This window comes from Pseudomonas sp. DF11 (genome assembly GCF_058148565.1).
This window is the reverse complement of the sequence record NZ_JBYVYN010000007.1, coordinates 41,564-68,164: the sequence shown is the minus strand read 5'-3', so window position 1 is coordinate 68,164 and position 26,601 is coordinate 41,564. Positions and strand designations below refer to the sequence as shown.

General features: G+C 60.4%; 24 protein-coding genes. 12 read left to right on the top strand and 12 right to left on the bottom strand.

Annotation, left to right across the window (positions count from 1 at the left end):
• Positions 1–36 precede the first annotated feature (36 nt).
• Genes AC30D9_RS20360 through AC30D9_RS20350 form a run of 3 tightly spaced genes read right to left on the bottom strand, consistent with a single transcriptional unit; the run spans position 37 to position 2,895 of the window.
• On the bottom strand, positions 37–1,059 hold the full coding sequence (locus AC30D9_RS20360) for an SIS domain-containing protein (RefSeq protein ID WP_490144733.1): 1,023 nt from the start codon (positions 1,057–1,059) through the stop codon (positions 37–39).
• A complete protein-coding gene (gene nagA / locus AC30D9_RS20355) occupies positions 1,040–2,146 on the bottom strand; it encodes an N-acetylglucosamine-6-phosphate deacetylase (RefSeq protein ID WP_490144732.1) in 1,107 nt (368 codons plus the stop codon). Before nagA ends, AC30D9_RS20360 begins: the two co-directional genes overlap by 20 nt.
• Before the next feature lie 17 nt (positions 2,147–2,163).
• The gene (locus tag AC30D9_RS20350) at positions 2,164–2,895 is read right to left on the bottom strand and encodes a GntR family transcriptional regulator (RefSeq protein WP_072395392.1); all 732 of its coding nucleotides are present in this window, start codon (positions 2,893–2,895) and stop codon (positions 2,164–2,166) included.
• Between the two features lie 1,486 nt (positions 2,896–4,381).
• Here AC30D9_RS20350 and AC30D9_RS20345 point away from each other — a divergent pair.
• Positions 4,382–4,741: a DUF6124 family protein gene (locus AC30D9_RS20345; protein ID WP_490144731.1), complete on the top strand. Its 360-nt coding sequence runs from the start codon at positions 4,382–4,384 to the stop codon at positions 4,739–4,741.
• A gap of 222 nt (positions 4,742–4,963) precedes the next feature.
• Here the strand turns inward: AC30D9_RS20345 and AC30D9_RS20340 are convergent, their stop codons facing one another.
• The 3 genes from AC30D9_RS20340 to AC30D9_RS20330 form a co-directional block, all read right to left on the bottom strand.
• On the bottom strand, positions 4,964–6,037 hold the full coding sequence (locus AC30D9_RS20340) for a scabin-related ADP-ribosyltransferase (RefSeq protein ID WP_490144730.1): 1,074 nt from the start codon (positions 6,035–6,037) through the stop codon (positions 4,964–4,966).
• Between the two features lie 375 nt (positions 6,038–6,412).
• Positions 6,413–6,919 (bottom strand): L,D-transpeptidase family protein, encoded by a 507-nt coding sequence (locus tag AC30D9_RS20335; protein WP_072409000.1) that lies wholly within the window; start codon positions 6,917–6,919, stop codon positions 6,413–6,415.
• Positions 6,920–6,965: 46 nt separating this feature from the next.
• A complete protein-coding gene (locus tag AC30D9_RS20330) occupies positions 6,966–7,517 on the bottom strand; it encodes an NUDIX hydrolase (RefSeq protein WP_210640609.1) in 552 nt (183 codons plus the stop codon).
• Between the two features lie 145 nt (positions 7,518–7,662).
• Here AC30D9_RS20330 and AC30D9_RS20325 point away from each other — a divergent pair, with 145 nt between their 5' ends.
• Genes AC30D9_RS20325 through AC30D9_RS20315 form a run of 3 tightly spaced genes read left to right on the top strand, consistent with a single transcriptional unit; the run spans position 7,663 to position 9,009 of the window.
• Complete coding sequence (locus tag AC30D9_RS20325; protein ID WP_014339998.1) at positions 7,663–8,262, top strand: CoA pyrophosphatase; 600 nt, start codon at positions 7,663–7,665, stop codon at positions 8,260–8,262.
• 16 nt (positions 8,263–8,278) lie between these two features.
• Positions 8,279–8,803: a gamma carbonic anhydrase family protein gene (locus AC30D9_RS20320; protein ID WP_134925644.1), complete on the top strand. Its 525-nt coding sequence runs from the start codon at positions 8,279–8,281 to the stop codon at positions 8,801–8,803.
• On the top strand, positions 8,800–9,009 hold the full coding sequence (locus AC30D9_RS20315) for a DUF1289 domain-containing protein (protein WP_134925643.1): 210 nt from the start codon (positions 8,800–8,802) through the stop codon (positions 9,007–9,009). The genes AC30D9_RS20320 and AC30D9_RS20315 overlap by 4 nt, the downstream gene beginning before the upstream one ends.
• Positions 9,010–9,202: 193 nt before the next feature.
• On the opposite strand, the gene AC30D9_RS20310 is transcribed toward AC30D9_RS20315, so the two are convergent.
• Together AC30D9_RS20310 and AC30D9_RS20305 are read right to left on the bottom strand one after the other, a co-directional pair.
• A complete protein-coding gene (locus tag AC30D9_RS20310; RefSeq protein WP_490144729.1) occupies positions 9,203–9,847 on the bottom strand; it encodes a Pr6Pr family membrane protein in 645 nt (214 codons plus the stop codon).
• A gap of 3 nt (positions 9,848–9,850) precedes the next feature.
• Positions 9,851–10,081: a VF530 family protein gene (locus tag AC30D9_RS20305; RefSeq protein ID WP_490144728.1), complete on the bottom strand. Its 231-nt coding sequence runs from the start codon at positions 10,079–10,081 to the stop codon at positions 9,851–9,853.
• A 510-nt stretch (positions 10,082–10,591) separates the two neighbouring features.
• Between AC30D9_RS20305 and AC30D9_RS20300 the strand changes: the two genes are divergently transcribed.
• Positions 10,592–13,006: a glucose/quinate/shikimate family membrane-bound PQQ-dependent dehydrogenase gene (locus AC30D9_RS20300; RefSeq protein ID WP_490144727.1), complete on the top strand. Its 2,415-nt coding sequence runs from the start codon at positions 10,592–10,594 to the stop codon at positions 13,004–13,006.
• Positions 13,007–13,989: 983 nt separating this feature from the next.
• On the opposite strand, the gene purT is transcribed toward AC30D9_RS20300, so the two are convergent.
• From purT to AC30D9_RS20280, 4 genes are all read right to left on the bottom strand, one after another.
• Complete coding sequence (gene purT / locus AC30D9_RS20295; RefSeq protein ID WP_063324546.1) at positions 13,990–15,171, bottom strand: formate-dependent phosphoribosylglycinamide formyltransferase; 1,182 nt, start codon at positions 15,169–15,171, stop codon at positions 13,990–13,992.
• Between the two features lie 101 nt (positions 15,172–15,272).
• The gene (locus AC30D9_RS20290; protein WP_490144726.1) at positions 15,273–15,740 is read right to left on the bottom strand and encodes a preQ0 transporter; all 468 of its coding nucleotides are present in this window, start codon (positions 15,738–15,740) and stop codon (positions 15,273–15,275) included.
• A 300-nt stretch (positions 15,741–16,040) separates the two neighbouring features.
• Positions 16,041–16,826, bottom strand: coding sequence for a siderophore-interacting protein (locus AC30D9_RS20285; RefSeq protein ID WP_490144725.1), 786 nt, complete (start codon positions 16,824–16,826; stop codon positions 16,041–16,043).
• Positions 16,823–17,398 (bottom strand): PadR family transcriptional regulator, encoded by a 576-nt coding sequence (locus AC30D9_RS20280; RefSeq protein WP_134925637.1) that lies wholly within the window; start codon positions 17,396–17,398, stop codon positions 16,823–16,825. The genes AC30D9_RS20285 and AC30D9_RS20280 overlap by 4 nt, the downstream gene beginning before the upstream one ends.
• Before the next feature lie 436 nt (positions 17,399–17,834).
• Between AC30D9_RS20280 and AC30D9_RS20275 the strand changes: the two genes are divergently transcribed.
• The 7 genes from AC30D9_RS20275 to AC30D9_RS20245 all read left to right on the top strand — a co-directional run bounded on the left by AC30D9_RS20275 (position 17,835) and on the right by AC30D9_RS20245 (position 26,484).
• Positions 17,835–18,320 carry a CS1 type fimbrial major subunit gene (locus AC30D9_RS20275; RefSeq protein WP_256453693.1) on the top strand — a complete coding sequence of 162 codons (486 nt, stop codon included), beginning with the start codon at positions 17,835–17,837 and terminating at the stop codon, positions 18,318–18,320.
• A 126-nt stretch (positions 18,321–18,446) separates the two neighbouring features.
• The gene (locus AC30D9_RS20270) at positions 18,447–20,981 is read left to right on the top strand and encodes a CS1-pili formation C-terminal domain-containing protein (RefSeq protein ID WP_490144724.1); all 2,535 of its coding nucleotides are present in this window, start codon (positions 18,447–18,449) and stop codon (positions 20,979–20,981) included.
• 216 nt (positions 20,982–21,197) lie between these two features.
• Positions 21,198–22,463 (top strand): hypothetical protein, encoded by a 1,266-nt coding sequence (locus tag AC30D9_RS20265; RefSeq protein ID WP_307574705.1) that lies wholly within the window; start codon positions 21,198–21,200, stop codon positions 22,461–22,463.
• Positions 22,464–22,601: 138 nt separating this feature from the next.
• Positions 22,602–23,864 (top strand): hypothetical protein, encoded by a 1,263-nt coding sequence (locus AC30D9_RS20260; RefSeq protein WP_490144723.1) that lies wholly within the window; start codon positions 22,602–22,604, stop codon positions 23,862–23,864.
• A gap of 39 nt (positions 23,865–23,903) precedes the next feature.
• Positions 23,904–25,151, top strand: coding sequence for a hypothetical protein (locus tag AC30D9_RS20255; RefSeq protein WP_490144722.1), 1,248 nt, complete (start codon positions 23,904–23,906; stop codon positions 25,149–25,151).
• Positions 25,152–25,212: 61 nt separating this feature from the next.
• On the top strand, positions 25,213–25,956 hold the full coding sequence (locus tag AC30D9_RS20250; protein WP_307574321.1) for a molecular chaperone: 744 nt from the start codon (positions 25,213–25,215) through the stop codon (positions 25,954–25,956).
• Positions 25,957–26,001: 45 nt separating this feature from the next.
• Complete coding sequence (locus tag AC30D9_RS20245) at positions 26,002–26,484, top strand: CS1 type fimbrial major subunit (protein WP_490144721.1); 483 nt, start codon at positions 26,002–26,004, stop codon at positions 26,482–26,484.
• Positions 26,485–26,601: the final 117 nt, after the last annotated feature.

Sequence of the window (26,601 nt, the reverse complement as noted above, 5' to 3'; positions counted from 1 at the left end):
GGGCGCTCTCATCAGACTCTTTTATTAAAAGATGGCTCAGTGCGTACGGGTGACCTTGCTCAAATGCCGTGGCTGGTCCGGGTCCAGGCCTCGGGCCACCGCCAGGTTCGCGGCCATGCCGTAGAAGCTCTGGATCGCCAGGATCGGGTCCAGGGCCGGGTGTCCGGCGCGGGTCAGCGTCAGGTCGCGTTCGGCGATGTCATCCGGCGCCGCCAGCAACACCCGGGCGCCGCGCTGGCGCATGTCTGCGGCCAGGCTCAACACCCCGGCCTGCTCGGCACCGCGTGGGGCGAACACCAGCAGCGGGTAGTCGGCATCGATCAGGGCCATCGGCCCGTGGCGGACCTCGGCGCTGCTGAAGGCTTCGGCCTGGATCGCCGAGGTTTCCTTGAACTTGAGCGCGGCTTCCTGGGCGATGGCGAACCCGGCGCCCCGACCAATCACCATCAACCGCTGGCAGTTGCGCAGGGCTTCGACGGCAACGCCCCAGTCCTGATGGGCGGCATCGCGCAAACCTTCGGGCAGGGCATTGCCGGCTTCGAGCAATTCGGCGTCGTCCTTCCAGTGGGCCACCAGTCGCGCACTGGCGCTCAGGGTGGCGATGAAACTCTTGGTGGCGGCGACGCTGCTTTCCACACCGGCGCACAACGGCACGCTGAATTCACATGCCGCTTCCAGCGGTGAGTCGGCGGCGTTGACCAAGGCCACGCTCAAGGCGCCGCGCTTGCGCAGCAGGCGCAGGCTGTCGACCAGGTCCGGGCTCTGTCCCGACTGGGAAAACGCAAAGGCCACCTGGCCGCTGACCTTGAGCGGCGCCTGCTGCATGGTCACCACCGACATTGGCAGCGAGGCCACCGGGATGCCCAATAACTGCATGGTCAGGTAGGCGAAGTAGCTGGCGGCGTGGTCGGAACTGCCACGGGCGACGGTCATCGCCACTTGCGGCGGCTGACGGCGCAGGCGTCCGGCGATTTCCTTGAGGGCCGGGTCCAGTTGCTGCAACTGGCGCTCGACGGCTTCCCACGAGGCCAGGGCCTCTTCAAGCATTTTTGAAGTCAATGGCTTCTCCTTCGACCATCACGTCGGTCAGCGTCAGGGAACGGTCCAGGCGCACGCAGTCGGCCCAGGCGCCGGGTTGCAGGCGTCCGCGCTCGGCCAGGCCGAGGTAGTCGGCAGGGAATTGGGACAGGCGTTGCGAGGCCTCGCGGATGGGCAGGCCGATTTTCACCAGGTTGCGCAGGGCCTGGTCCATGGTCAGGGTGCTGCCGGCCAGGGTGCCATCGGCCAGCCGTACGCCGCCCAGGCATTTGGTCACGGTGTGGCTGCCCAGCTTGTATTCGCCATCGGGCATGCCGGCGGCGGCGGTGGAATCGGTCACGCAATACAGGCACGGGATCGAACGCAGGGCCACGCGCATGGCGCCGGGGTGTACGTGCAGCAGATCCGGGATCAGCTCGGCGTATTGCGCATGGGCCAGTGCTGCGCCAACGATACCCGGTTCACGGTGATGCAGCGGGCTCATGGCGTTGTACAAGTGCGTGAAACTGCTGGCCCCGGCCGCCAGCGCGGCGACGCCTTCCTCGTAGCTGCCCAGGGTGTGGCCGATCTGCATGCGCACGCCCCGGGTGCTGAGGGTGCGGATCAGGGCGTCGTGGCCGGCGATTTCCGGGGCGATGGTGATCACCCGGATCGGTGCCAGGGCCAGGTAACTCTCCACCTCGGCCAGCAGCGCGGTGTGGGCGAAATTCGGTTGGGCGCCCAGTTTGCCCGGGTTGATGTAAGGGCCTTCCAGATGTACGCCGAGAACCCGGGCGTTGCCGTGGCGCCGCTGCTCGCAGAACTCGCCGAGTGCCTTGAGTACGCTGGCGATCTCGTCGCTGGGCGCGGTCATGGTGGTCGCCAGCAACGACGTCGTGCCGAAACGCACATGGGTGCGGGCGATGGTTTCGAACGCCGGGGCGCCTTGCATGATGTCCATGCCGCCACCGCCGTGGACGTGCAGGTCGATGAAGCCGGGCAGCAGATAGGGCAGGTCGTTGCTCGCCGGATCGCAGGGCTGGCCGTCGATGGCCACGACCTTGCCGTGTTCATGGATCAGCCGGCCACGAACCCAGCCATGGGCGGTGAGGATGTTGTCTTCGGACATGGGCACTCTCTAGTCGTCTAACGCCGCAGCTCTGCGACAAAGTCGTAGTAGTCGTTGCGGCAATAGGTGTCGGTGACTTCGATGGGGGTGTTGTCTTCCAGGTAGCCGACCCGGGTCATCAGCAACATCGCGGTGCCGGGGGCGATGCCCACCAGGGCGGCGAATTCGTCCGAGGCGTTGATGGCCTGGATGTGTTGCAGCGCGCGCACTACCGGTTTGCCGATGCCGTCGAGGAATTCGTAGAGCGAATCGCCCACCGCTTGCGGCTTGGGGATGATGCTGGCGGGCAGGGTGCTCATTTCGATGGCCATGACCGTGTCGTCGGCCTTGCGCAGGCGCTTGAGCCGCGCGACTTTGTCGGTGGGCGACAGGCCCAGGCGGATCAGTTCTTCGTGGGTTGGCGGGGTGATTTCCCGTTCCAGCCATTGCGAACCGGGCACGAAGCCCTTGAGCCGTAGCATCTCGCTGAAGCCGCTGAGGCGTGACAGCGGTTGTTCCAGACGCGGGGTGATGAACGTGCCCGAGCCCTGGTTGCGGCGGATCAGGCCTTGTTCGAACAGCACTTCCAGCGCTTTGCGGGCGGTGACCCGGGAAATGCCCAGTTGCTCGCTCAAGCTGCGTTCGGATGGCATCGCTTGCTCGGCTTTCCACTGGCCGGCGTGGATGGCGGTTTCCAGGTTGCGTGCCAGTTGCAGGTAGAGCGGGGTGGGTTGGGTGTCGTCGGGGCGCAGGGCCAGAATGTCGTTCATTGATGTATCCGATGCGGATTTGTAGGAGTTTTCGCTCGGTGAGTGGGGTTGAAGCTAATACCACTTGAATACCATGTCAACGTTGGCTCTGGTGGGTTACGAGTGTTTATGGGGTGTTTTTAGAGGGGTTGTTTGAAGTGGTATTAGGGTGGTGGGGATAGTGCGTGAGATTACTTGCTTTGGGCTGGGGATTAGAGGTCAGTGGTATGCATGGGGCGCGGGTTTTGAAAATTGATATTTATTTTTGTGGTGACCGGCGGTTGTTTGTTTTGTGTGTATATCCGTTGCTGCGGTAACGGCCACTTAGGGTTCCGCCCTTACGGCGGCTCACTTTTGAGAAGCGTGTATAGACCGGACACATGGTTGACGGGGCGCTGAGATCTACGTCCACCCCACCACGAGGCGGCCTGATAGCCGACCTTGCTCACCCAGTCGTACACCCGTCAGATCTGTGGGAGCAAAGCTTGCTTGCGAGGCGGCCTGACTGCCGACCTGGCTCTCCCGGTCGTACTCCGATTCCCCTGTGGGAGCGGGCTTGCTCGCGAAGGCGGCATAACAGCCAACGAGGATGTTGAATGTACTGGCCTCTTCGCGAGCAAGCCCGCTCCCACAAAGGGTCTGTGTTGGACATAGAGGCTGTGTCCGCTGAGGACTGAATGTGGGAGCGAGCCTGCTCGCGAAAAATCGGAAGGCGAATAAAAAATACCAATGAACACAGAACCCTCTGTGGCGAGGGGATTTATCCCCGCTGGGGCGCGAAGCGGCCCCAAACTGGACAACCCGGTTGCATCAGGCAAATTGAGTGACCTGCCCAGGGGGCTGCTGCGCAGCCCAACGGGGATAAATCCCCTCGCCACAAGGACCGTGGATAGCTTGATGCAATAAGTGCCGGCCTCCTCGCGAGCAGGCTCGCTCCCACAGGAGAAACGCGGACCCACCCAGAACCAGGTCGGCTATCAGGCCGCCTCGGGGCACACCGAGCCTAGGCGAGGTGCCGAGTGGTGGGGCAGAAGCGCTTTGGTTACTTTCGCCTGGGCCGGCATTCCGGCTTTTCGAAAGTGACCCGCCGTCAGGGCGGAACCCTAAGTAGCCGTTACCGCAGCAATGGATATGTACCCAACCCCATCCAAAAAAGCCCATCTGAAATCTGTGCGAAACATCCCTCATCAGATGGGTGGTCTGTCAGACGCCCCGAAGTTTCCGACATGTTTTTAAGGTTGTCCCTCGGAAGCGAGGGCTCTAGCCTTTGGGTGTCGCTGCCAAATTCAGCGACCGGATTTGACCGTCCGAGAATCTAGACGCGCCAGTGTTCCAAGACCTAGTTCAGGCGTTTTTCTTTCGCCTGAGGTATCGTGTCGCGGCAGCTGTGCGTGGGACGTCTTCGGACGTGCCGGTTCTTCTGATTCCCGGTCGGTCAACCCGCGTACAGCTGCCCCTTTTTGTTTGACCGCGAAGAGTGGTGGCTCCATTGAATCAGGAGCTCTAAATGATCAAAGAAACCCCCAACCCTCCAAAACCCGCCTCCACCTTCCCCTACGGCGACTACGCCCCCGACAAGCTGAAAGAAGCCGCCGACCGCGCGATGGACCATTACCTCAAGCCCGACGACAGCGAACCAGAACCCCAACCCTCGACGCAGTTGTTCACCGTCTCGGACAACGTCGATACCGAAGCCCTGCTAGCCAACCTCAGCGAAACCCTGGCCTCGGCCAATGCGATGCTCAGCGATCTTGCCTTCGACCTGGATGGCTCGCGGCGGCACGTGTTATTGGGAGTGGCGCAGATAATTGAGTTGGGAGCGTTGTTGGCAAACAAGGCTTTGGATCGGGTAGAGCTTCGGACCTGATGCAAGTAAGTGCCAGCCTCATCGCGAGCAGGCTCGCTCCCACAAGGCACGAGTGTCGACCACAAGTTCTGTGAACACCACAAATCCACTGTGGGAGCGAGCCTGCTCGCGATAAATCGAAAGACGAATACAAAAGTCCCGGCAGAGCACTGAACCTGTGGCGAGCAAGCCTCAAGTGACAGCATCAGCCACCCTGCACGGCTGCTGGCATGGGCTTGAAAACTATTGATGGCGGTTCTCGAGGCGGCAAACCTCTTTTTCTATGCCGATGCATTCGACCGGTTCGCCCACGCCTTTCTCGAACCGGCGTGCATTTATCAATAGGCCGCCTTTGATACCGCCAATGAATGCGAAGGAGCCTTCACGTCCGCCTGTGTTACGTCCTGACAAGTCCACGGCCACGCTATTGGGTCTGACTTCATATACCCAGCCGCCATTTTGCGCCTGAGCAATGGCCCAGATCTTGGCATCGGTATAGTCGCGAAACGCGACAACGGCCGAGTTGGTAAAAACGGGCGACTCTGGATCACTCGCCAATCTCAAGTTCGGTACCTGCGAATTCCAGGCTCGTAATCCTTGGGCAAGCGCATCCGCCCCTTGTACGGAGTTGATTTTTGGAGAGCCGACTGCCCAGAGGGATTGCTTACTCGTTACCCATGCCAGACCTTCCGGGGGCGTGATCTGGCTCCAATCGATGCTCACCGCCGCGACCTCCAAGGGGCTTTCATGGCCCGTCGGTTCGCGGTAGTTCGGGTTAGGCTCACAATCGGCAAGGTTGTCTTTCTTACAGGCTTGCTTGATGAACTGGCGCTTGACTCCTCCCGGAAAGCTGATTTCTTGCTCACTGACAGGTCCTCCCGACACATCCTGATCGATACCATGAGGGGCTTTGATCTCATACACCCATTCCTTGGCGAAACGTTGGGCGAGCCCCTGGTCGCGGGTTGTACTGCTGTAGACCGATTTACCTGCCCCAGCCCCATGGCTCCACCAGTCATACATCCACTCGATCACGGGGAAGCCTACGGCTTTGGGTAAAATCCCGTCTTGGAAGGCCCCGAGTCCCTGATCCGTCGTATCCCCTCGATAGAGCGTGTCCATGTCGGTACGCCAATGCAACGATGGCTTGGTATCGCGGATCGGCACACTCGAATCCGCGGTAACCTGAAGCCAGGCGGTATACCACGGCTCCTCTTTTCCATCGGCTCCCCACGCGTCTGCGCCTGGTTGCCACACACCCGCCAACACCACCACCGCGACAGCCGTCGCCCCTATGAAATTGTTATTGGTTGTCATGATTTGATGTCTCATCTGGAACGGTGAAGCCCTGTCGAATCACATACGTCATGACTGCCTATGCTTCGACGTGACACGTCTCACTTTGAATTCTGCGGGGGCGACCTGCTGGGCAGAACCTCGACCCACCGCATCAGTTCTGAGAGTAGATCAAGGCTGGGGGAGGGATTACGTTGCGGTGCCTGGACTTGTAACAAAAGGCTGATAGCCACCGACTTTTGTGGCGAGGGGATTTATCCCCGCTGGGCTGCGCAGCAGCCCTCAAGTCAGGCAATTCGGTGTGTCAGGCAGATTGAGTTGTTGGCTTAGGGGACTGCTGCGCAGTCCAACGGGGATAAATCCCCTCACCACAGGGAACTCATGTGTGGTCGGGTGCTACGGTCGGATCTCGATCATCGTCCCATCCGGCACCAGGTTCCAAACCTCGCGCATGTCCACATTGCGCATGGCAATGCAGCCATCGGTCCAGTCCAGCGTATGGAACAGCTGCTCGGGGTTTTCTTCCGAATCCGGGGTGCCGTGGATCATGATCATGCCCCCCGGCTCCACGCCTTCGCGTCGGGCGCGGGCGGCGTCGCTGATGTTGGGGTAGGAAATGTGCATCGACAGGTAGAAACGGTCGCTGGTCTTGCGCCAGTCGATCCAGTAGAAGCCCTCGGGGGTGCGCTTGTCGCCTTCGATCAGCTTGGGGCCTTTCTTGGCGCCCTTGCCCAGGGAGATGCGATAGGTTTTGAGCGGCTTGCCGTCGTTGATCAATTGCAATTGATGGGCGGACTTGAGCACCAGCACTTTTTCGATGACCTTGCCGTTGTAGGTTCCCACGGCGGCGGCCTGGGACACAGCGGTGAACGACAAGCAGAACAGGACAAGCAACCAGCGCATTGAAACGATATCCCTAGAGGTGTCGCGGCTATATTGATTGGTATTTTCAGGTGTTGGCGGGCTGGGCCAGCGGTGGGATCGATTCGGATCGCACCGGGTAATCCTCGGCCCGGCGGTCGGCGTAGAAATATTCCAGGGTGCGGCCCACCGTGCGGAAAGCCAGCTCATCCCAGGGAATTTCCGCCTCTTCGAACAGTTTCACTTCCAGGCTCTCGGGCCCGGCGGCGAAATCCTCATCCACCAGTTCGGCGCGGAAGAATACATGTACCTGGCTGATATGCGGTACGTCAATCAGCGTATAGATGCTCAAGTTTCGCACCCGGGCGCACGCCTCTTCGGCGGTTTCGCGCACGGCGGCCTGTTCGACCGTTTCGCCGTTCTCCATGAAGCCCGCCGGCAGGGTCCAGTAACCGCGCCGCGGCTCGATGGCGCGCCGGCACAACAGGACTTTACTGCCCCAGGTCGGTACGCAACCGGCGACGATGTTGGGGTTCTGGTAATGGATGGTATGGCAGGTGTCGCAAACGAAGCGCAGGCGCGAGTCGCCTTCGGGTATGCGCTGGGTCACCGGGTTACCGCACTGGCTGCAGAATTTCATGCTTGGGTTCCTGAATGCTGCGCCTATCTTGGCGTGCGTGGGCCGGTGCGGCAAGTTGTCGTTTCGCGACACGACGCGGTGCGGGGCTTGGGCCGCTTGAATGATTGGTGCATGATGCAAGGTAGCGAATAAATCGAGAAGTCTCATGCTGGACGAGCTACTGCATCGAGTAAGCAACCATACCCCGCACGACCTGCAGGCCGACCGACGTTTCCCTGAAGCCGCGGTGCTGGTGCCGATCACCCGCAGTGATGAACCGGAATTGGTCCTGACCCTGCGCGCCAGCGGTCTCTCGACCCATGGCGGCGAGGTGGCGTTCCCTGGCGGGCGCCGCGACCCGGAAGACCCCGACCTGATCTTCACCGCCCTGCGCGAAGCCGAGGAAGAAATCGGCCTGCCTCCCGGCCTGGTGGAAGTGATCGGCCCCCTCAGCCCGTTGATCTCGCTGCATGGCATCAAGGTCACGCCTTATGTCGGGGTGATTCCGGACTACGTCGAATACCAGGCCAACGATGCCGAGATCGCCGCGGTGTTCAGCGTGCCGCTGGAGTTCTTCCGCAAGGACCCGCGCGAACACACGCACCGTATCGATTACCAAGGCCGCAGTTGGTACGTGCCCAGCTATCGTTTTGGCGAATACAAGATCTGGGGCCTGACGGCGATCATGATCGTCGAACTGGTCAACCTGCTGTACGACGCCGATATCGACCTGCACACGCCGCCCAAAAGCTACATCAATACCTGATGACCCGAGGATCCTCATGAAATACCGCCTGGGCGATGCCCGTGTCGAAACCCACCCACAGAGCTGGGTCGCGCCCAACGCCACGCTGGTGGGCAAGGTTCGCCTCGAAGAGGGCGCCAATGTCTGGTTCAACGCCGTCCTGCGCGGCGACAACGAACTGATCCTGATCGGCAAGAACAGCAACGTGCAGGACGGCACGGTGATGCACACCGACATGGGCTACCCGCTGACCATCGGCACCGGCGTGACCATCGGCCACAACGCCATGCTTCACGGCTGTACGGTGGGCGACTACAGCCTTATCGGCATCAACGCGGTGATCCTCAACGGGGCGAAGATCGGCAAGAACTGCATCATTGGCGCCAACTCGCTGATCGGTGAAGGCAAGGAGATCCCCGACGGCTCGCTGGTGATGGGCTCGCCCGGCAAGGTCGTGCGGGAATTGACCGAGGCCCAGAAGAAAATGCTCGAAGCCAGCGCGGCCCACTATGTCCACAACGCGCAGCGCTACGCCCGCGACCTTGCCGAGCAGGAATCATGAGCGCCCCTGAACGCCCGGTGCCTTCGCCCTGCGTGAACATCTGCGCGCTGGACGATGACGATGTCTGCACCGGTTGCCAGCGCACCGTGGCGGAAATCACCCGTTGGAGCCGGATGGACAACGAGGAGCGCCGCAGTGTCTTGGCGTTGTGTCATGAACGGGCCAAGAGCAGTGGGTTGGTGTGGATGTTGCCGGCCAGGCGCTGATGCCGGATATGGAACACAACCCCCTTGTGGCAGAGGATTTATCTGTGGCGAGGGGATTTATCCCCGCTGGGCTGCGTAGCAGCCCCCAAATCCGGAGCCTCGGTGTGTCCGGCAGAGTAAGTTGACAGCTTTGGGCTGCTACGCAGCCCAGCGGGGATAAATCCCCTCGCCACAAGAGCATATTCACCAGGCTTCAATGTGTTCGCCCCAACCACCGATCCACTCCTACCACCGCCAACGCAATCCCGACAAATCCCGCCAATATCCCCCCGGCATTGATGAACACCTGTGGATAACCCAGGTTCGCTACATCAATGAAAGGGTAGGGGTAGGCCGCCAATAAGTCCCCGCGCAGCAGGAGGTAGGCGAAATACACCAAGGGATAGATCACCCACAGCCCGATGTGGCCCAGGCGCAAGGTGCCTTTGGGCACGTACCGCCACCAATAGACGATGTACAGCAGCGGCATCACGTCGTGCAGCAACTCGTCGGCCACGAACTGCCAGCCTTCGGGTTGCCACAGATGCCGCAACAGCAGGTTATAGGCCAGGCTGACCAGGGCGATGCTCACGGCGATACCACTGCGTACGCCGGGCAGCAGGAACCAGCGTCGGGCCGGGGATTGGCGAGGCGTCAGTTCCCAGGTCAGCACCACCGCCACCAAGGTGTTGGTCAGCACCGTGAAAAAACTGAAGAAGTTCACCAGCCCACCCAACAGGCTCGCCCCCAGTTCCCATCGACCGAGCAGGATCAGGTACAACTGGATGCTCAAACCCGTCCAGCCGAGCACTGCCGCCACCGCCACGAGCCGCGCGGGACGACGCAGATCGATGTCCACGGTTCAAACCGGCCGCTTGGTACGCATCAACTTGATGTACAGGCGCTCGACTTTCTCCCGCGCCCACGGCGTCTTGCGCAGGAAGGTCAGGCTCGACTTGATGCTCGGGTCGCTCTTGAAGCAGCGGATGTCGATGCGTTCGGCCAGGCCCGACCATTCATAGTGCTGCACGAGGGCGTTGAGGATCTGCTCCAGCGTCACGCCGTGCAGCGGGTTGTTCTTGGGTTCGGTCATGGGAGGCCTTCGCACGGAAAAGATGTAAAGCCGCGCACCTTAGCCGAGGTGCCCTTGTGGTGGAAGCATAGCCTTCCTCGTGGGGCTTCAGGGCCAGGCGCACTGTTACCGAATCCGAGATGATTCATGTCAACAAAAGCCCTTTCTCTATTGATAACAGGACATTATCCTTGCGCCGCCTGCTGAAACGCTTCTGCGCTGTTGGGTGAAGCCTCTGCGTCCGGCTCATTCTTGCTGGAAGATCAAAGAATTCTTTTTATGCCTAATATTCAGGTCCTGAAAGACAGCGCTGTCTTTGCTGGCAAACCTGTGGGAGCGAGCCTGCTCGCGATTGCGACCTGGCAGTCGACATCGCGGCTGGATGTGCAAACGCAATCGCGAGCAGGCTCGCTCCCACAGAGGAATCGCACAAACCGAATACCTTTTTCAACTGAACCAAGCCCGTATCAGATCGTCATCTACAGTGACTACTTGCGCGGGACTCCTTAAAACATCACGGAGAATCACACTATGAGCACTGAGGGTGCTTTGAGTCGAAGCCGTCTGCTACCGAGCCTGCTCGGCATTCTGCTTCTATTGATGGGCCTGGCCCTGTTGGCCGGGGGAGTCAAGCTGAGCACGCTTGGCGGCTCGTGGTATTACCTGCTGGCCGGTATCGGCCTGGGGCTGACCGGCATATTGCTGATCATGGCCCGTCGCGCGGCCCTGGGCCTGTACGCGCTGGTGCTGTTCGCCAGCACCGTGTGGGCGTTGTGGGAAGTGGGCCTGGATTGGTGGCAACTGGTGCCGCGCCTGGCGATGTTGTTTGCCTTGGGCATCGTCATGTTGCTGCCGTGGTTCCGCCGCCCGTTGTTGAGCGTCGATGCACCGGCCACGGGAACCCGGGCATTGGGCGCCGCCGTGGTCATCGCCGGTATCGCCGCACTGGCCAGCCAGTTCACCAACCCGGGCGAGATCAAGGGTCAACTGGACCGCGACAGCGTGCCGGGCATGACCAACACCGCGCCGGCCATGCCCGATGGCGATTGGAACTCCTACGGCCGCAGCGCTCATGGCGACCGTTATTCGCCGCTGGCGCAGATCACCCCCGAGAACGTCAGCAAACTGGTGCCGGCCTGGACCTATCGCACCGGCGACCTGCCAGGGCCGAACGACCCGGGTGAGACCACCGCGGAAAACACCCCGCTGAAGGTCAACGGCATGCTCTACGTGTGCACGCCCCACAGCCAGGTGATCGCCCTGGAGCCGGAAACCGGCAAGGAAATCTGGCGTTTCGATCCGAAGCTTTCCACGCAAAAAGCGCAGAACTTCAAGGGTTGGGCCCACATGACCTGCCGTGGCGTGACCTATCACGATGACGCCGTCTACGCCTCGGCCGAACAGAGCCCCACCGGCACCGCCAGCACCACGCCGGCCAGCACCTCATGCCCACGACGGATCTTCCTGCCGACCGCCGACACCCGCCTGATCGCCCTGAACGCCGACACCGGCAAGATGTGCGAAGACTTCGGCGACAAAGGCCAGGTCGACCTGACCGCCAACATCGGTGGTTTCACCGCTGGCGGTTACTACTCCACCTCGCCACCGGCGGTGACCCAGAACCTGGTGGTGATCGGCGGCCACGTCACCGATAACGTTTCCACCGACGAGCCAAGCGGTGTGATCCGTGCCTACGACGTACACACCGGCAAGCTGGTGTGGAACTGGGACAGCGGCAACCCGGACGACACCACGCCGATTGCCGAAGGCAAGACCTACACCCGCAACTCGCCGAACATGTGGTCCATGTTCAGCGTCGATGAAAAACTCGGCATGCTCTACCTGCCGATGGGCAACCAGACCCCCGACCAGTTCGGTGGTAACCGCACGCCGGAATCGGAAAAATATTCCGCCGGCCTGACCGCCCTGGACATCGCCACCGGCAAGGTGCGCTGGTACTTCCAGTTCACCCACCACGACCTGTGGGACATGGACGTCGGCGGTCAACCGACCCTGATGGACATGAAGACCGCCGACGGCGTGAAGCCGGCTGTATTGGCTTCCACCAAGCAAGGCAGCATCTACGTGCTCGACCGCAGCAACGGCCAGCCGATCATCCCGATCAAGGAAATCCCGGTGCCGCAAGGCGCGGTGGAAGGCGATCACACTTCGCCGACCCAGCCGATGTCCGACCTGAACTTCGTGCCGCCGGTCCTCAAGGAGCGGGACATGTGGGGCGTGACCCCGTTCGACCAGATGCTGTGCCGGATCGACTTCAAGTCGCTGCGTTATGACGGCATGTTCACTCCACCGTCGCTGCAAGGCTCGATCGTCTACCCGGGCAACTTCGGCGTGTTCGACTGGGGCGGCCTCTCGGTTGACCCAGTGCGGCAGATCGCCTTCGTCAACCCGAGCTACATGGCGTTCAAGTCGAAACTGGTGCCAGCGGCCGAAGTGGCTGGCGGCCCGGGGCGCAAGAGCGAAACCGAAGGCGTGCAGCCGAACAAGGGCGCACCGTATGGCGTGATCCTCGAAGCGCTGCTGTCGCCCATGGGCCTGCCTTGCCAGGCACCGGCCTGGGGTTATGTCGCGGCAGTGGACCTGACCAACAACAAGACCCTGTGGAAGCACAAGAACGGCACCGTGCGTGATAGCTCGCCGGTGCCGATCCCGCTGAGCATGGGTGTACCGAGCCTGGGCGGCACCTTCACCACGGCCAGTGGCCTGGCGTTCCTCAGTGGCACCCTCGACCAGTACCTGCGTGCCTATGACGTGAAAAACGGCAAGCAACTGTGGGAAGGCCGCCTGCCCGCTGGCGCCCAGACCACGCCGATGACCTACACCGGCAAGGACGGCAAGCAGTACGTGCTGGTCGTTGCGGGTGGTCATGGTTCCCTGGGTACCAAGCAGGGTGACTATGTGATCGCGTACAAGCTGCCGGATTAAGCACAACCGGCGCTCATGAAAAAGGCGACACCCTTGCGAGTGTCGCCTTTTTTAATACTTCGATTTCACACTGGCTTTTGTGAAGGCAACAAGCCTTTGTGAACACAACAAGCTTTTGTGAGCACAGCAAGCTTTTGTGAGCACAACAAGCTTTTGTGGCGAGGGGATTTATCCCCGTTGGGCTGCGAAGCAGCCCTAAAACCTGACAACTCGGTGGATCAGATGGTTTGAGGTGGTTGTTTTGGGGGCTGCTGCGCAGCCCAGCGGGGATAAATCCCCTCGCCACAGATACATCCCTTTGCCACAGGGGATTGTCCACCCCAGTTTTTACAACTCGTGAGCACAGCAAGCTTTTGTGAGCACAACAAGCTTTTGTGGCGAGGGGATTTATCCCCGTTGGGCTGCGAAGCAGCCCTAAAACCTGACAACTCGGCGGATCAGATGGTTTGAGGTGGCTGTTTTGGGGGCTGCTGCGCAGCCCAGCGGGGATAAATCCCCTCGCCACAGATACATCCCTTTGCCACAGGGGATTGTCCACCCCAGTTTTTACAACTCGTGAGCACAGCAAGCTTTTGTGGGCACAACAAGCTTTTGTGGCGAGGGGATTTATCCCCGTTGGGCTGCGAAGCAGCCCTAAAACCTGACAACTCGGTGGATCAAATGGTTTGAGGTGGCTGTTTTGGGGCTGCTGCGCAGCCCAGCGGGGATAAATCCCCTCGCCACAGTTAAACCCTCTCACCACAGGGGATTGTCCATCCCAGTTTTTACAACTCGTGAGCACAGCAAGCTTTTGTGAGCACAACAAGCTTTTGTGGCGAGGGGATTTATCCCCGTTGGGCTGCGAAGCAGCCCTAAAACCTGACAACTCGGTGGATCAGATGGTTTGAGGTGGCTGTTTTGGGGGCTGCTGCGCAGCCCAGCGGGGATAAATCCCCTCGCCACAGATACATCCCTTTGCCACAGGGGATTGTCCACCTCAGGTTTTACAACTCGATCTTCACCGCCTGGGAAGCCCGGGTCGCCTTGGCGCGGGCGGCTTCGATGGATTCATCCCGGGCCAGGGCCACGCCCAGGCGGCGCTGGCCGTTGACTTCAGGTTTGCCGAACAGGCGCAGGGCGGTGTCCGGTTCGCTCAGGGCGGCGCCGAGGTTGGCGAAAGCGGTCTGGGTCGACTGACCTTCCACCAGGATCACTGCCGAGGCCGATGGGCCGAACTGGCGGATCAGCGGGATCGGCAGGCCGAGAATGGCGCGGGCGTGCAGGGCGAACTGCGACAGGTCCTGGGAAATCAGCGTCACCAGCCCGGTGTCGTGAGGGCGCGGCGAGACTTCGCTGAACCACACCTGGTCACCCTTGATGAACAGCTCGACGCCAAACAGGCCACGACCACCCAGGGCCTCGGTCACTGCCTTGGCCACACGCTCGGATTCGGCCAGGGCCACCGGGCTCATGGCTTGCGGCTGCCAGGACTCCTGATAGTCGCCTTTTTCCTGACGGTGGCCGACCGGTGCGCAGAAGGTCGTGCCACCCACGTGACGTACGGTGAGCAAGGTGATTTCGTAGTCGAAATCGATGAAACCTTCGATGATCACCCGACCCTTGCCGGCACGGCCGCCTTCCTGGGCGTAGTCCCAGGCTTTCTGAACGTCATCGGCGCTGCGCAGCAGGCTTTGCCCCTTGCCCGAGGAGCTCATCACCGGCTTGACCACGCAAGGGAAACCCAGGGTTTCCACGGCCTTGCGGTAGTCTTCCACCGTGTCGGCGAAGAAGTATGGCGAGGTCGGCAGGCCCAGCTCTTCGGCGGCCAGGCGCCGGATGCCTTCGCGGTTCATGGTCAACTGTGCAGCGCGGGCGGTGGGGATCACGGTGAAGCCTTCGGCTTCCAGTTCCACCAGGGTGGCGGTGGCGATGGCTTCGATTTCCGGCACGATGAAATGCGGCTTCTCGGCCTCGATCACCGCACGCAGGGCGGCGCCGTCGAGCATGTTGATCACATGGCTGCGGTGGGCCACTTGCATGGCCGGCGCGTTGGCGTAGCGATCCACGGCAATCACCTCGACGCCCAGGCGCTGCAGTTCGATTACCACTTCCTTGCCCAGCTCACCGCTGCCACACAACAAAACGCGGGTCGCGGTGGGCGACAATGGGGTTCCGATACGGGTCATCTGAAGGTCCTCAAACAGGAGCGGATCATCGCGGGTTGCGCGCCGGGCGAGCTTCCCATGGGAGAAAGCGCGGCATTTTACATGAACCGCGGGGTTTGGCTTCAGCCGGCGACGGTTTGCTTGCGTAAACGCCAGGCCATGATCAGCCAGACCACCGTGACCCCGGCGAATTTCGAGGCCAGGGCGGTGATCACCACGGGCGGTGTCAGGGCGTCGATCAGGCCGAAGAAGACAAAGGTGTCCAGGGGAATGCTCAGGGCCGAACTGATCCACAGTCGATCATGCAGCGGACGCTTGGTAATGGTGAACACCAGCCAGTCGATGCACTCGGACACGGCAAACGCGGTGGCGCTGGCCAGGGCGATGGTCGGGTCCGAGGTGACATAGGACAACACCAGCGCCGCCAGCATCGCCACGATGGCGCCATGGCCGAAACGGGTCTGCACCATGTCCCGCAGGATAAACACCAGCCCACCCCAGGCCGACCAGATGATGTCCAGGTGCGGCGCGGCGGAGAACGCGAAGTTGATCAGCACGACGCTGGCGATGTAGGCAATCAGGAAAAGCATGGGGCGGGGTACCGGGTGAGAGGTTTGATCAAGACATTAAAGGACAGCGATTGCCCCTGTGGTAGGGGAATTTACCTGTAGTAAAGGGATTTATCTGTGGTAAAGGGAACTCATCTGTGGCGAGGGGATTTATCCCCGCTGGGCTGCGAAGCAGCCCTAAAAACCAGACAACTCGCTGGATCAGACAGATTGAGGTGACTGTTTTGGGGGCTGCTTCGCAGCCCAGCGGGGATAAATCCCCTCGCCACAGTGGGTGTGTTCAGTCAGTGGATAGAGGGTACTTCAGCCGCTACCAGTCCCTCAATCTTCCTCACTGCCATCGGCCTTCCAATACCCCACCGCCTTCACGAAATCCTGATCTAGCCCCTTCTCTTCCAGCAACACCTTGCGAATCTGCCGCGACACCTTGCTCTCGGTGGCGACCCAGGCGTACAGCTTGCCGCTGGGCATTTCCAATTGCTGCACGGTGGTCAGCAGGCTGTCCCGGCGACCTTCGCGCAGTACCCAGATCACATGCACTTGCGCCGGGCTCTGGAGGATCTGCTGTTCGGCGCCGTTTTCCACTTCCACGACGACCAGGGCGCGCCGGTTGGGTGCCAGGCCTTCGAGGCGGCGAGCGATGGCGGGCAGGGCGGTTTCGTCGCCGATCAGCAGGTAGCTGTCGAAGATGTCCGGCACGATCATCGAGCCCCGTGGTCCGGCGATATTGAGGTATTGCCCGGGCGCCGCCTGGGCCGCCCAGGTCGCGGCAGGGCCGTCGCCATGGAGCACGAAATCGATATCCAGCTCCAGGGTGTCCAGGTCGTAGCGGCGCGGGGTGTAGTCGCGCATCTCGGGCATCGGGCCCTGGGCCTTGCCGGCGCCGGGGTTGAAGTTTTCCAGGGCGGCGTGTTCCTCGGCGTTCTGCGGGAACAGCAACTTCACATGATCGTCCGTGCCCAGGCTGACGAACCCGGCCAGTTCCGGCCCGCCGACGGTGATGCGGCGCATGCGTGGGGTCAGGTCCTGTACCCGCAACACTTGCAAGCGACGGCGTTTGATCTCGTGGGTGACGCGGTGAATGGTGTTTGGATCGACTTCGGTCATTGGCTTGACTCCGAGACAGGTGGACGGTCAGGGCCGTCGATAATGGCTTGGGCGGTGTCGTTGAGCAGGTCGCGCACCCGCTGGATTTCTTCCGGGCTCCAGTGGCCCGGATGCTTTTGCAGCGCATGCCGCAGGTTATACACCGCTTGGTGGATTTCCGGGGGCCGATCAAGGCCGCGCAAGGTGCGCTTGCTGGTTTCAATGCGCGTACGCACCTCGTCCAGCGCCTCGGCCTGTTCCTCAAGTGATAGACGTCCGGCCTCGGTCACGCTGTAGCTTTTTTTTCCATCTTCGATGCCGCAGCTGACCAGTGCGCTCGTTTCCAGGAACGACAGGGTCGGGTAGATCACGCCGGGGCTGGGGCTATAGGCGCCGTCGAACATGTTCTCGATCCGGCGGATCAGGTCATAGCCGTGGCAGGGCTGTTCGGCAATCAGTGCCAATGACAGCAACTTCAGATCACCGGCGGCGAAGACGCGGGGGCCTCGACTGTTACGTTCACGGCTCGGTGGCTGACGTTCAAAGCCGTCGAGCTCTTGTTCGCGTTTGGGATGGGAATAAGTGACTGCCATATGCTGTTCTCCGTTCTGCATAAGATAGGTCTGAGATATAACTTTTGTAATGAGATATATCTTCGGTTTTGGGCTTGCTTTGTAATTAAGATATATCTAACTTGTCAGCGGTTACTTGTAATGAAACAAGACCTTACCTGAATGCGGCATTCAGGCGGATGATGGGAATTTGCAGCCGGTTTTTCTTGACATTTTGCGAGGCTGCGGCGGCGCTGGGTATGTGGGTTGTTTCTGACATCCAAACTTGTTTTTTATAAAAAAACGGGACTTTTTCGCGCATTCGTTGGCCGGTTTTACTACACGCTTGTGGGAAATTGCCTGCTTTTTTTTAGTTGAATAGAGCAGATCATGCCCGGCGTTGGAGAGGCAGCCTAAGTTGTTGTTGGGCAGCAACTCCGACCCTTCTCTATTTATGCCAAGAACAGGTGTTAACAACATGCTCAAACAATTCGTATCCGGTACTGCTCTGGTTGCTGCTGCCCTGGGTTCTTCGGCGGCGTTCGCCGTCGACGATGCTCGCTCCTCGATCCACATCACTGCGAACATCCCGACCGTGCAGTTCCATGTGCTGCCACGTGATCCGAACTTCGGTAAAGACGAGGTCATGAACTACAACCTCGTCGCTGGCACCTTGACTTCCCTGCGCCAGACCTTCGACGTGAAGAACACCAACGGTTCGGTCCATGCCTACATCGAGGGTGGCCCGGCAGCGTTGTACAACGGTCGTGATGCTATTGCCCTGACCACCAAGTTCAACGGCGTCACCCTGACCGCCACCCCTCAGGAAGTGGTCGATGATGCAACCTCCACTCCAGGTACCCAGGCTGACATGACCATCGTCGCGGCCAAGCCCCTGGATACCCAGAACGGCCTGTACACCGCTGACATGACCGTGATCTTCGACGCCGTGCCACGCCCGTGATGCCGATCGATGCCCGCTGAGTTTCACCTCGTTTAACGGGTATTGCCGCAGGCCGTCCGGCGCTCCCCCGCCGGGCGGCCCGCACCTGAAACGCCCTGATCGTTCGCTGATTATGAGAATCCGTTGATGTTTCCGATGACACCCATCGCGGGTGCCCTCGCGCTATTTTTGTGCGCGAGTGCATTGGCTGCGCCGACTGCCCCCGGTACCACACCCAGAAGTCTGCTAGCCCAGGCCAAGGGGCTGCCGGCCGAGTTTGAATCGCATTTTTTCGATGTGCCTCTGGCGGTTCGTGTCGAACTCAATCAACAGTATCTCGGTGAAGCCATGGTGGTCTTGACCCGGGATGATCGTATTACCCTGCTCGAATTCAACGACACCCAGGACAGCCCGATAAAAGCTGTCGAGCGCGAGCAATGGGAACAGCATCTCAAGCAAGGACAAAAGCTGGGTGCCTGTGAAGGCAGTTGCCCCTCCGGGCTGTTGGCTGTGCACTACAGTCTGGAAAACTCATTGGTATCGATCCTGACCAGGGACGTGGAGCGAGCCAACGAGATCAAGCGTTACCACGATCAGCCGGAAGGCGGCAGCTTCGGCCTGATCTTCAACAACCAACTGAATATCAATGGCGGCCAGGAGCAGGACACGGGCGGGCGTTATGGCCTCAACGCCAGTTCCAGCCTGGGCAACTGGAGCCAGTCACTGGACCTTCAGCTTTCGCGACTTGGCGGCCCGGACGACAAGCTGTACCACGCCGTCCATGAGCTTTACACCCAACGGGAGATGGAAGGGAGTTTTTTCCGCCTGGGTTATTTCACCCCCAGTTCCGATGGCTTGAACCGTCAGATCCGCTCGTTCGGTGCCAACCCGGACACCGCACTCGGCGTGATGTACGGCAGCTCCGACAGTCTGGTAGTGGAGAATCCCAAACCCAGCGTCTACCCGATTTATGTCACCGCTAGCCGCCAGGCTTCGGTGGAGATCTATCGCAATGGCCTGTTGATCAATACCCAGGCGGTCAGCGCCGGCCTGCAGAGCCTGGACACCCGGCCCTTGCCCGGCGGCATCTATGAAGTGGAAGTGCGCCTGGTCGAGGACGGGCAAACCACCGCCACCAGCCAGGAGCTGGTCTACAAGCCCAATAATTGGAGCAATTCCGAGGATCGCTGGCGCTACAACCTGTTCGCCGGGCGCGAAACCAGGCTCTGGAGCAACTGGGAAGACCAGCCCTCGGGTTTCACCACGGCAGGCGTGGGCCTCAATTACCTGCTGCATCCCCGGGTGATCCTCGGTGCCTCCACACGCCAGGTGCAGGACAAACTGCAAGTGGGCACCTCGGTGGACTGGACGCTGGGCAGCAACACCAGCCTGTACGCCAACGTCTATCAGACCCAGCAGTACGGCACCGGCATGGACGTGCAAGGCCTGTACAGCTACGGCCAGGGCAGCATCGTGGCGAGCCACAACCGCAGCTGGCTGGACACCCGCAACACCTATGAAACCCTGGCGGACGGCACTCGCATCCGCCAGCGCAACGTGTTCGTCGGCCAGACCAGCAACTCCTCGTTGTCGGTCAACCATCGCTTGAGTAACAAGACCTCCATCAATGGACGGTTGGCCTACAGCGAAGGCAATGTCCAGGGCACCGGCCTGGACCTGGGCTGGACCCAGCGCGGCAAGCTGCGTGGCAGCGATGCCAACTGGCGGGTGTCGGTGTTTGACCGCCCCGGTACGTCGAGTACCGCCGAGCGGCGCAATCGTGGCATCGACCTGAGCGTCAGTGTCGCGTTGGGCGGGCCGGGCGAGTACTGGTCGGGCAGCATTGGCACCCGCACATCACGGGACGGGGATCGGGACAACAATGCCTCGGTAACCTATCGCCGGGACCTGCAGGACCACGTATTGCAAAGTGTCTCCGCCACGGCGTTGGCCGACACCTATGGCGTGGGTCTGTCCGGCATCGCCAGTTTCATGACTGACTCGCTGTACGGCGACGGCTTCGTCCAGCGCTCGTCCTATAACGACAACCTTACCGGCGGCTTGAACCTGAGCAGCACCGTAGCCGTGGGCGGCCAGAAAACCGCCTTCACCGGGGTGCCCCAAGGGCGCGGCGCGGGGATGATCGTCGACGTGGAAACCGACCTGGACGATGTCGCCTTGCGTGCCGACGACTTGACCGGTGGCAGCACGACATTGCGCCCGGGCCGCAACTTCATCCCCATCACCGCTTACAAGAACAGCATGGTGACTTTCGACTTCGACGGCGTGCATCCGCCGGCGGCGAATATCGAGCCCTCACGTACCCGCTATCACCTGAATAAAGGTGGTGTGGACTATCGCAAGATCCAGGTGATGAAAACCGTGACCGTGCTCGGGCGCCTGGTGGACGAACAGGGCGAGCCGCTGCGGGGCCATCACGTGATCAACCACGCCAGTCGTGGAGTCAGCGAGGCGGACGGATTCTTCTCCATGGAAATGAATGCCAGCTCGCCCACCCTGGAAGTGCGCTACGGCAGCGAATTGTTTTGCCGGTTCCGCCTTGACCCGGACAACGTCGAGCGCGAAGGCGATGTGTTGATGATCGGCGACTTGCGCTGCACCCCGGACACCCTGGCCGATACGACGGTGGCCGGGGCCGACAGTGCGAAACAGCGCTCATGAAGCTGTGGGAGCAAGGCTTGCTTGCGATGAACGATGACGCGGTTCACCGGGAAACCGAGGCGCCTGCATCGCGGGCAAGCCTTGCTCCCACAGGGGAGTGGTTCCCAGAGAGATGGAGGGCCACAGATGAGTGGTTACCACAGATGAATGATTTTCACAGATGTATTGCTCGCCAGCCCTTCCCGGCGATTCGCTTTGATGCATGAGGTTGTATTGATGAAATGTTTATCGACGGCAGGACGCGGCATGGTTTCTGTGTTGTTTGCCGCGCTCCTTGCTGGTCTATCAACGGCTAATGCCGCTACCAGGGAAATCAGCGCAGTATTCCGGCCCGATCCGGCGAAGCCTATGGACAATAAATTCGTCAATACCACGCTGGTTTCGGGGTTTTGTCACACATTCCCGGCACAATGTGCCGCCGAGGGCCTATCTAGTATGTTGGTGAGGGGGCTGAATTTTGAGTCATCCGGTCCCATTCAACCCGATCAGCCAGACATCCGTCAGGGGGCCATGGTCACGATACCGGGTGGCTGGCGAACGATGCAGGTCGTTAATTCGGCGACTGGCGAAAGTGAGGAGCTTTCCGTGCGCATCGCTGGTTGGGGGGGGGACTACACCTTGTCCGAGAGTGTGATCGACATCGTCGGGGGGGGGGTGAACATCTTCGAGGGCCACGAAAAACTATGGGTAGGAGGTAATTGGCGGCGTGCCCCCCAGCCATGCAGAGCCACTTCGGTAAGTGTCCACTTCGGTTTTACCGGTTTTGAGTTTTTCTGGATAACCCCGGAACAGGATGTGACGTGCGCCAAGCAAACCAAATATCTGATTCCGGGATTCAAATATTCACAGATGAATCTTGCCTACGAATTGCGCACGCCCAACCCGTTGAAAATGTCGACGGGGCATTACACGGGGTCGATTACTTATAGCGTTGGGCCGGGACAGGACTTCGACATGGGCGACATCATGCTCCCGAACGACTCGGCGCTCACGCTCAATTTCAATCTCGAAGTCCAGCACACCCTCAAAGTCGAAGTCCCCCCCGGTGGCAACCGAGTCGACCTGGAACCCCAGGAAGGCTGGCAAGCCTGGCTCAACAGCGGGCGCAAACCGACCCGGCTGTTCCGTGACCAACGCTTCCATATCTCGGCGTCCTCACGTTTCAAGATGGCCCTCGAATGCCAATACGTCAGCGGCAATACCTGCGCGGTCGCGGAACCCGACACCGGCCACGCCGTGCCGGTGGATATCAGCGTCAGCCTGCCCGAGGGCTTGACCGACGCCGCCGGGCAACCGGTCAACCGGCGCCGGCTACTGCGTGATGGCAGTGGCACCGAACTGTTCCAGCCAAGTTTTTATGTCGATCGTCGATCAGGGACCCTGCACTTCGAAGTAGGGCGCAGTCAGGTCGAAGAGATGCTCGACAGTGGCGCCAAGGCGTATAGCGGCAATGTCACGGTGATCTGGGATTCCGAGGTATAGGCCATCCCCTGTGGGAGCGAGCCTGCTCGCGATAGCGGTGGGTCAGCTTGTATCGATTTTGAATGTGTCGCCGTCATCGCGAGCGGGCTCGCTCCCACAGTTGGGTGGCTTACCTGTCGCAGTTTTATTGGAGTGAACATGAGTCGTTCAAACATCCTCAAGCGAGGTGTTTCTCTATATCGAGTAGCCACGGTATTTGCCTTGTTGTTTGCGGGCATGCCGACGGCCAATGCCTTGACTCGGGATATCACTGCGGTCTTCAGACCGGATCCCTCGAAACCCCAGGATAATAAATTCCTGAATACCACGCCGGTCAGTGGCTACTGTTCAACCTACCCGGGGCAGTGCGGGCAGACGATGTTCAGTATTCGATTGCCCATCACCTTCAGTTCAGCCGGCCCGATCGAGGCGAACCATGGAGACGTCCGGCAAGGTGCGATGTTCAAGGTGCCCACCGACTGGCGCACCACAGAAGTAACCCATGCAAGTACCGGCGAGACCGAAGTTGTTCAAATGCGCGTGACCGCCATAGGTTCGATGTATGAACTTTCTCGCTCCGCGGTCGAGTTGGTAGGCGGAGGGGTCAGCGACAGACAAGCCCATGGCATGTTGTGGGGCTCAACATGGGTCACGCCTCCATCGCCATGTCAATTCGGGGGAAATTCACCCATGACCTCCGTTAAGTACGGTTTTTTCTGGAAAACCCCGGTTGAAGGTATATGCGCCAAAAGGGCTCGCTACCTTATTCCCAGCATGATGTACCGCCACTTGGATTACACCTATGAGCTGCGTACCCCCAATCCTTTGAACATGTCGTCCGGCCAGTACACAGGCGCGCTGACCTATGGGGTTGGTCCGAGACAGGACTTTGACATGGGCGATGTCATGCTTCCCAGTGATTCGGTTATTACATTCAATTTCAAGCTCGACGTCGAGCATACACTCAAGGTGGATGTTCCTCCCGGCGGTAACCGCGTGGAACTTGTCCCCCAGGAAGGCTGGCAATCCTGGCTCAACAGCGGGCGCAAACCGACCCGGCTGTTCCGTGACCAACGCTTCCATATCTCCGCTTCTTCGCGTTTCAAGATGGCGCTCGAATGCCAATACGTCAGCGGCAATACCTGCGCGATCGCCGAAACCGACACCGGCCACGCCGTGCCGGTGGATATCAGCGTCAGCCTGCCCGAGGGCTTGACCGACGCCGCCGGGCAACCGGTCAACCGGCGCCGGTTACTGCGCGACGGCAGTGGTACCGAACTGTTCCAGCCGGGGTTTTATGTCGATCGCCGATCCGGAACCCTGCACTTTGAAGTTGCCCGCAACCACGTCGAAGACATGCTCGACAGTGGCGCCAAGGCGTACAGCGGCAATGTCACGGTGATCTGGGACTCGGAAGTCTAAAACGATCTATTCAACGGATTTGAATACGAGGTTGTACCCATGAAAGGAACACCGACAGTTGGCATCTGTGTGGTTTCAACAACGTTGTTTGTCTGCATGCCCGTGGCCCAGGCCCTGACTCGGGATATCAGCGCGGTATTCAGGCCGAACCCCTCGAACCCCCGGGAGAATATATTTCTCAATACCACGCCGGCCACTGGTTATTGCCAGCGATATCCGGAGCAATGCAGGGCCTCGGGGATGTTCAGCATCATGTTGCCCATAGCCGTCAATTTGACCCAGCCTATCCAGGCCAATCATGGCGATCCCCGACAAGGTGCGATGTTCAAGGTGCCGGCCAATTGGCGCCCGATCCAGGTCACCCACTCCGAAACGGGCGAAACCGAAATCGTTGAAGTGCGCTGGTCGGGTATCGGTGCGCAACAACGACTCCCTGACGGCGTGGGCAACCTGGTCGGTGGCGAGCCTAACGCCGCTGTCGCTCATCGGATGTTATGGGGCGGGGCTGCCTGGGACGAGGCTCCCTCGCCCTGTCGATACAGTGGCCTGGGCTTTTACTCCAATGTGACCTACGACTTTTTCTGGAAGACGCCTTCGGAAGGAGTGTGTGCCAAAACAGCCCATTACCCGATCCCCAGGATGAGTTACTACAACATGGATTTTGCCTACGAGCTGCGCACCCCCAACCCGCTGAAGATGTCGGCCGGCCGTTACACAGGGATGCTGACCTACAGCATCGGGCCGGGCCAGGATGTAGACCTGGGCGATGTCATGGTTCCGGAGGATTCGGCGCTCACGCTCAATTTCAACCTTCAGGTCGATCATCCCCTCAAGGTGGAAGTGCCTCCGGGCGGGAACCGGGTGGAACTGGTGCCTCAGGAGGGCTGGCAAGCGTGGTTGAACAGCGGGCGCAAGCCGACGCAGTTGCTTCGGGACCAGCGCTTCCATCTTTCCACGTCCTCGCGTTTCAAGATGCAGCTTGAGTGCCAGTACCCCAACGGCAATACCTGCGCTGTGTCGCAAGCTGGCTCCGGCCATGCCGTACCGGTGGATATCAGCGTCAGCTTGCCCGATGGCTTGACCGATGCCGCCGGGCAACCGGTCAACCGTCGCCCGCTACTGCGTGACGGCAGTGGTACCGAGCTGTTTCAGCCGGGTTTTTACATCAATCGTCAGGCGGGCACCCTGCACTTCGAGGTGGCTCGCAGCGGCGTCGAGGAAATGCTGGACAGTGGCGGCAAATCCTACAGCGGCAATGTCACGGTGATCTGGGATTCGGAAGTTTAAGTGGGCCTGCCGGCCGGCCATATTCGGTGAGTTGTGTTTAATGCATGAGGTTGAAAAAGTGATGAAACATCTATTGGCATGGGTTGGATTGTATCTGTTTTGCGGCGTGGCCCAGGCCGGGCCGCAGATTGGTGTCGGGGTGGTCTACGACTACCTCGACGGTGACAAAAGTACCTACATGAAGCGGGTGTTCAACGGGGGAACCTCCACGGCATTCGTCAAGGTCAACATCCTCGAGATTATCTACAACGAGGATGGCAGCTACCAGGAAGTGCCCCTGCAGGACCAGGCCAGCGCCACGGCCAAGGATGGCCTGATGGCCAGCCCGGCCCGGCTGATCGTACCGGCCAACGGCATGCAGGGCACCCGGTTGCTGTTCATGGGCAACCGCGACAAGGAACGTTACTTCCGGGTGCGTTTCGTGCCGGTGGTGCCCGAGGCCGAGGATGAATTTGCCGTCAGTGCCGAGGAGCGCGAAGCCTACAAGAAGGAACGCGTGGCGGCGGGGGTCAAGGTCCTGGCGGGCTACGGCACGGTGTTTTTCGTGCGGCCTAATAACACCCGTTTCGAGACGGTGATCGATGACAACGCCAATCGTTACGTGATGCGCAACAACGGCAATAGCGTCGTGGTGATCGATGAGTTCAAGGATTGCGTCGCGAAGCAGGAAAACGACTGCCGGCCAACCACCAAGCACCACGTCATGGCCGGTCGCACATTTTCCTTCGACAAGGAGGCGGGGCGTGAATATCGCTTCACGCTGATCGAGGGCGGCAAGAGCAAAGCCGTCGAGATCAAGGGTTGACGGTTGCCGTCGCCCAACCGTCGCAGACGCCACAGGTAAATCAATATGTCCAAGACACTGCTACGCCCCCTCGCGTTAACCACCCTGATGTTGCCCTGGGTCCTGGCCTGGGGCGCGGTCGAGCGGGAAACGTTCGAACTCCACGTGACCATCCCGACGAACGATTTTTATGTGCTGCCCCTCGATCCGCAGCTGGTCCAGCGTGAGCAACGCTTGCCTTTCAGCAACATCACGAGCGAGCTCAGCCCGTTGCGCGCGACCTACGAGGTGAAGAACAGCAACGGCGCCATCGGTGCGCGCTTGGGGGAAGAGGCTTATTTATCCAATGGCCGTGAGCGTATCGATTTGAAGGTGAAGTTCAACAACGTCGAGCTGACCCTGGACTCGACCCAGGTGGTGTCGGCCCTCGAGGCCAGGCCCGGACGCCAGGTGCCGCTGGAAATCGCCGCGATCAAGCCCGATGACGGCTACGGGACGGGTGAGTACTACGGCACGGTGCACATGGTGTTCGATGCAGTTGCACCGTGAGCCAGGTTCCCCGAAGGCCTCAGGGCAACGAGTCTCCTGTGGCGAGGGGATTTATCCCCGCTCGGCTGCGAAGCAGTCGTAACACAGGCGATGCGGTTTATCTGTTGCACCGCGCTG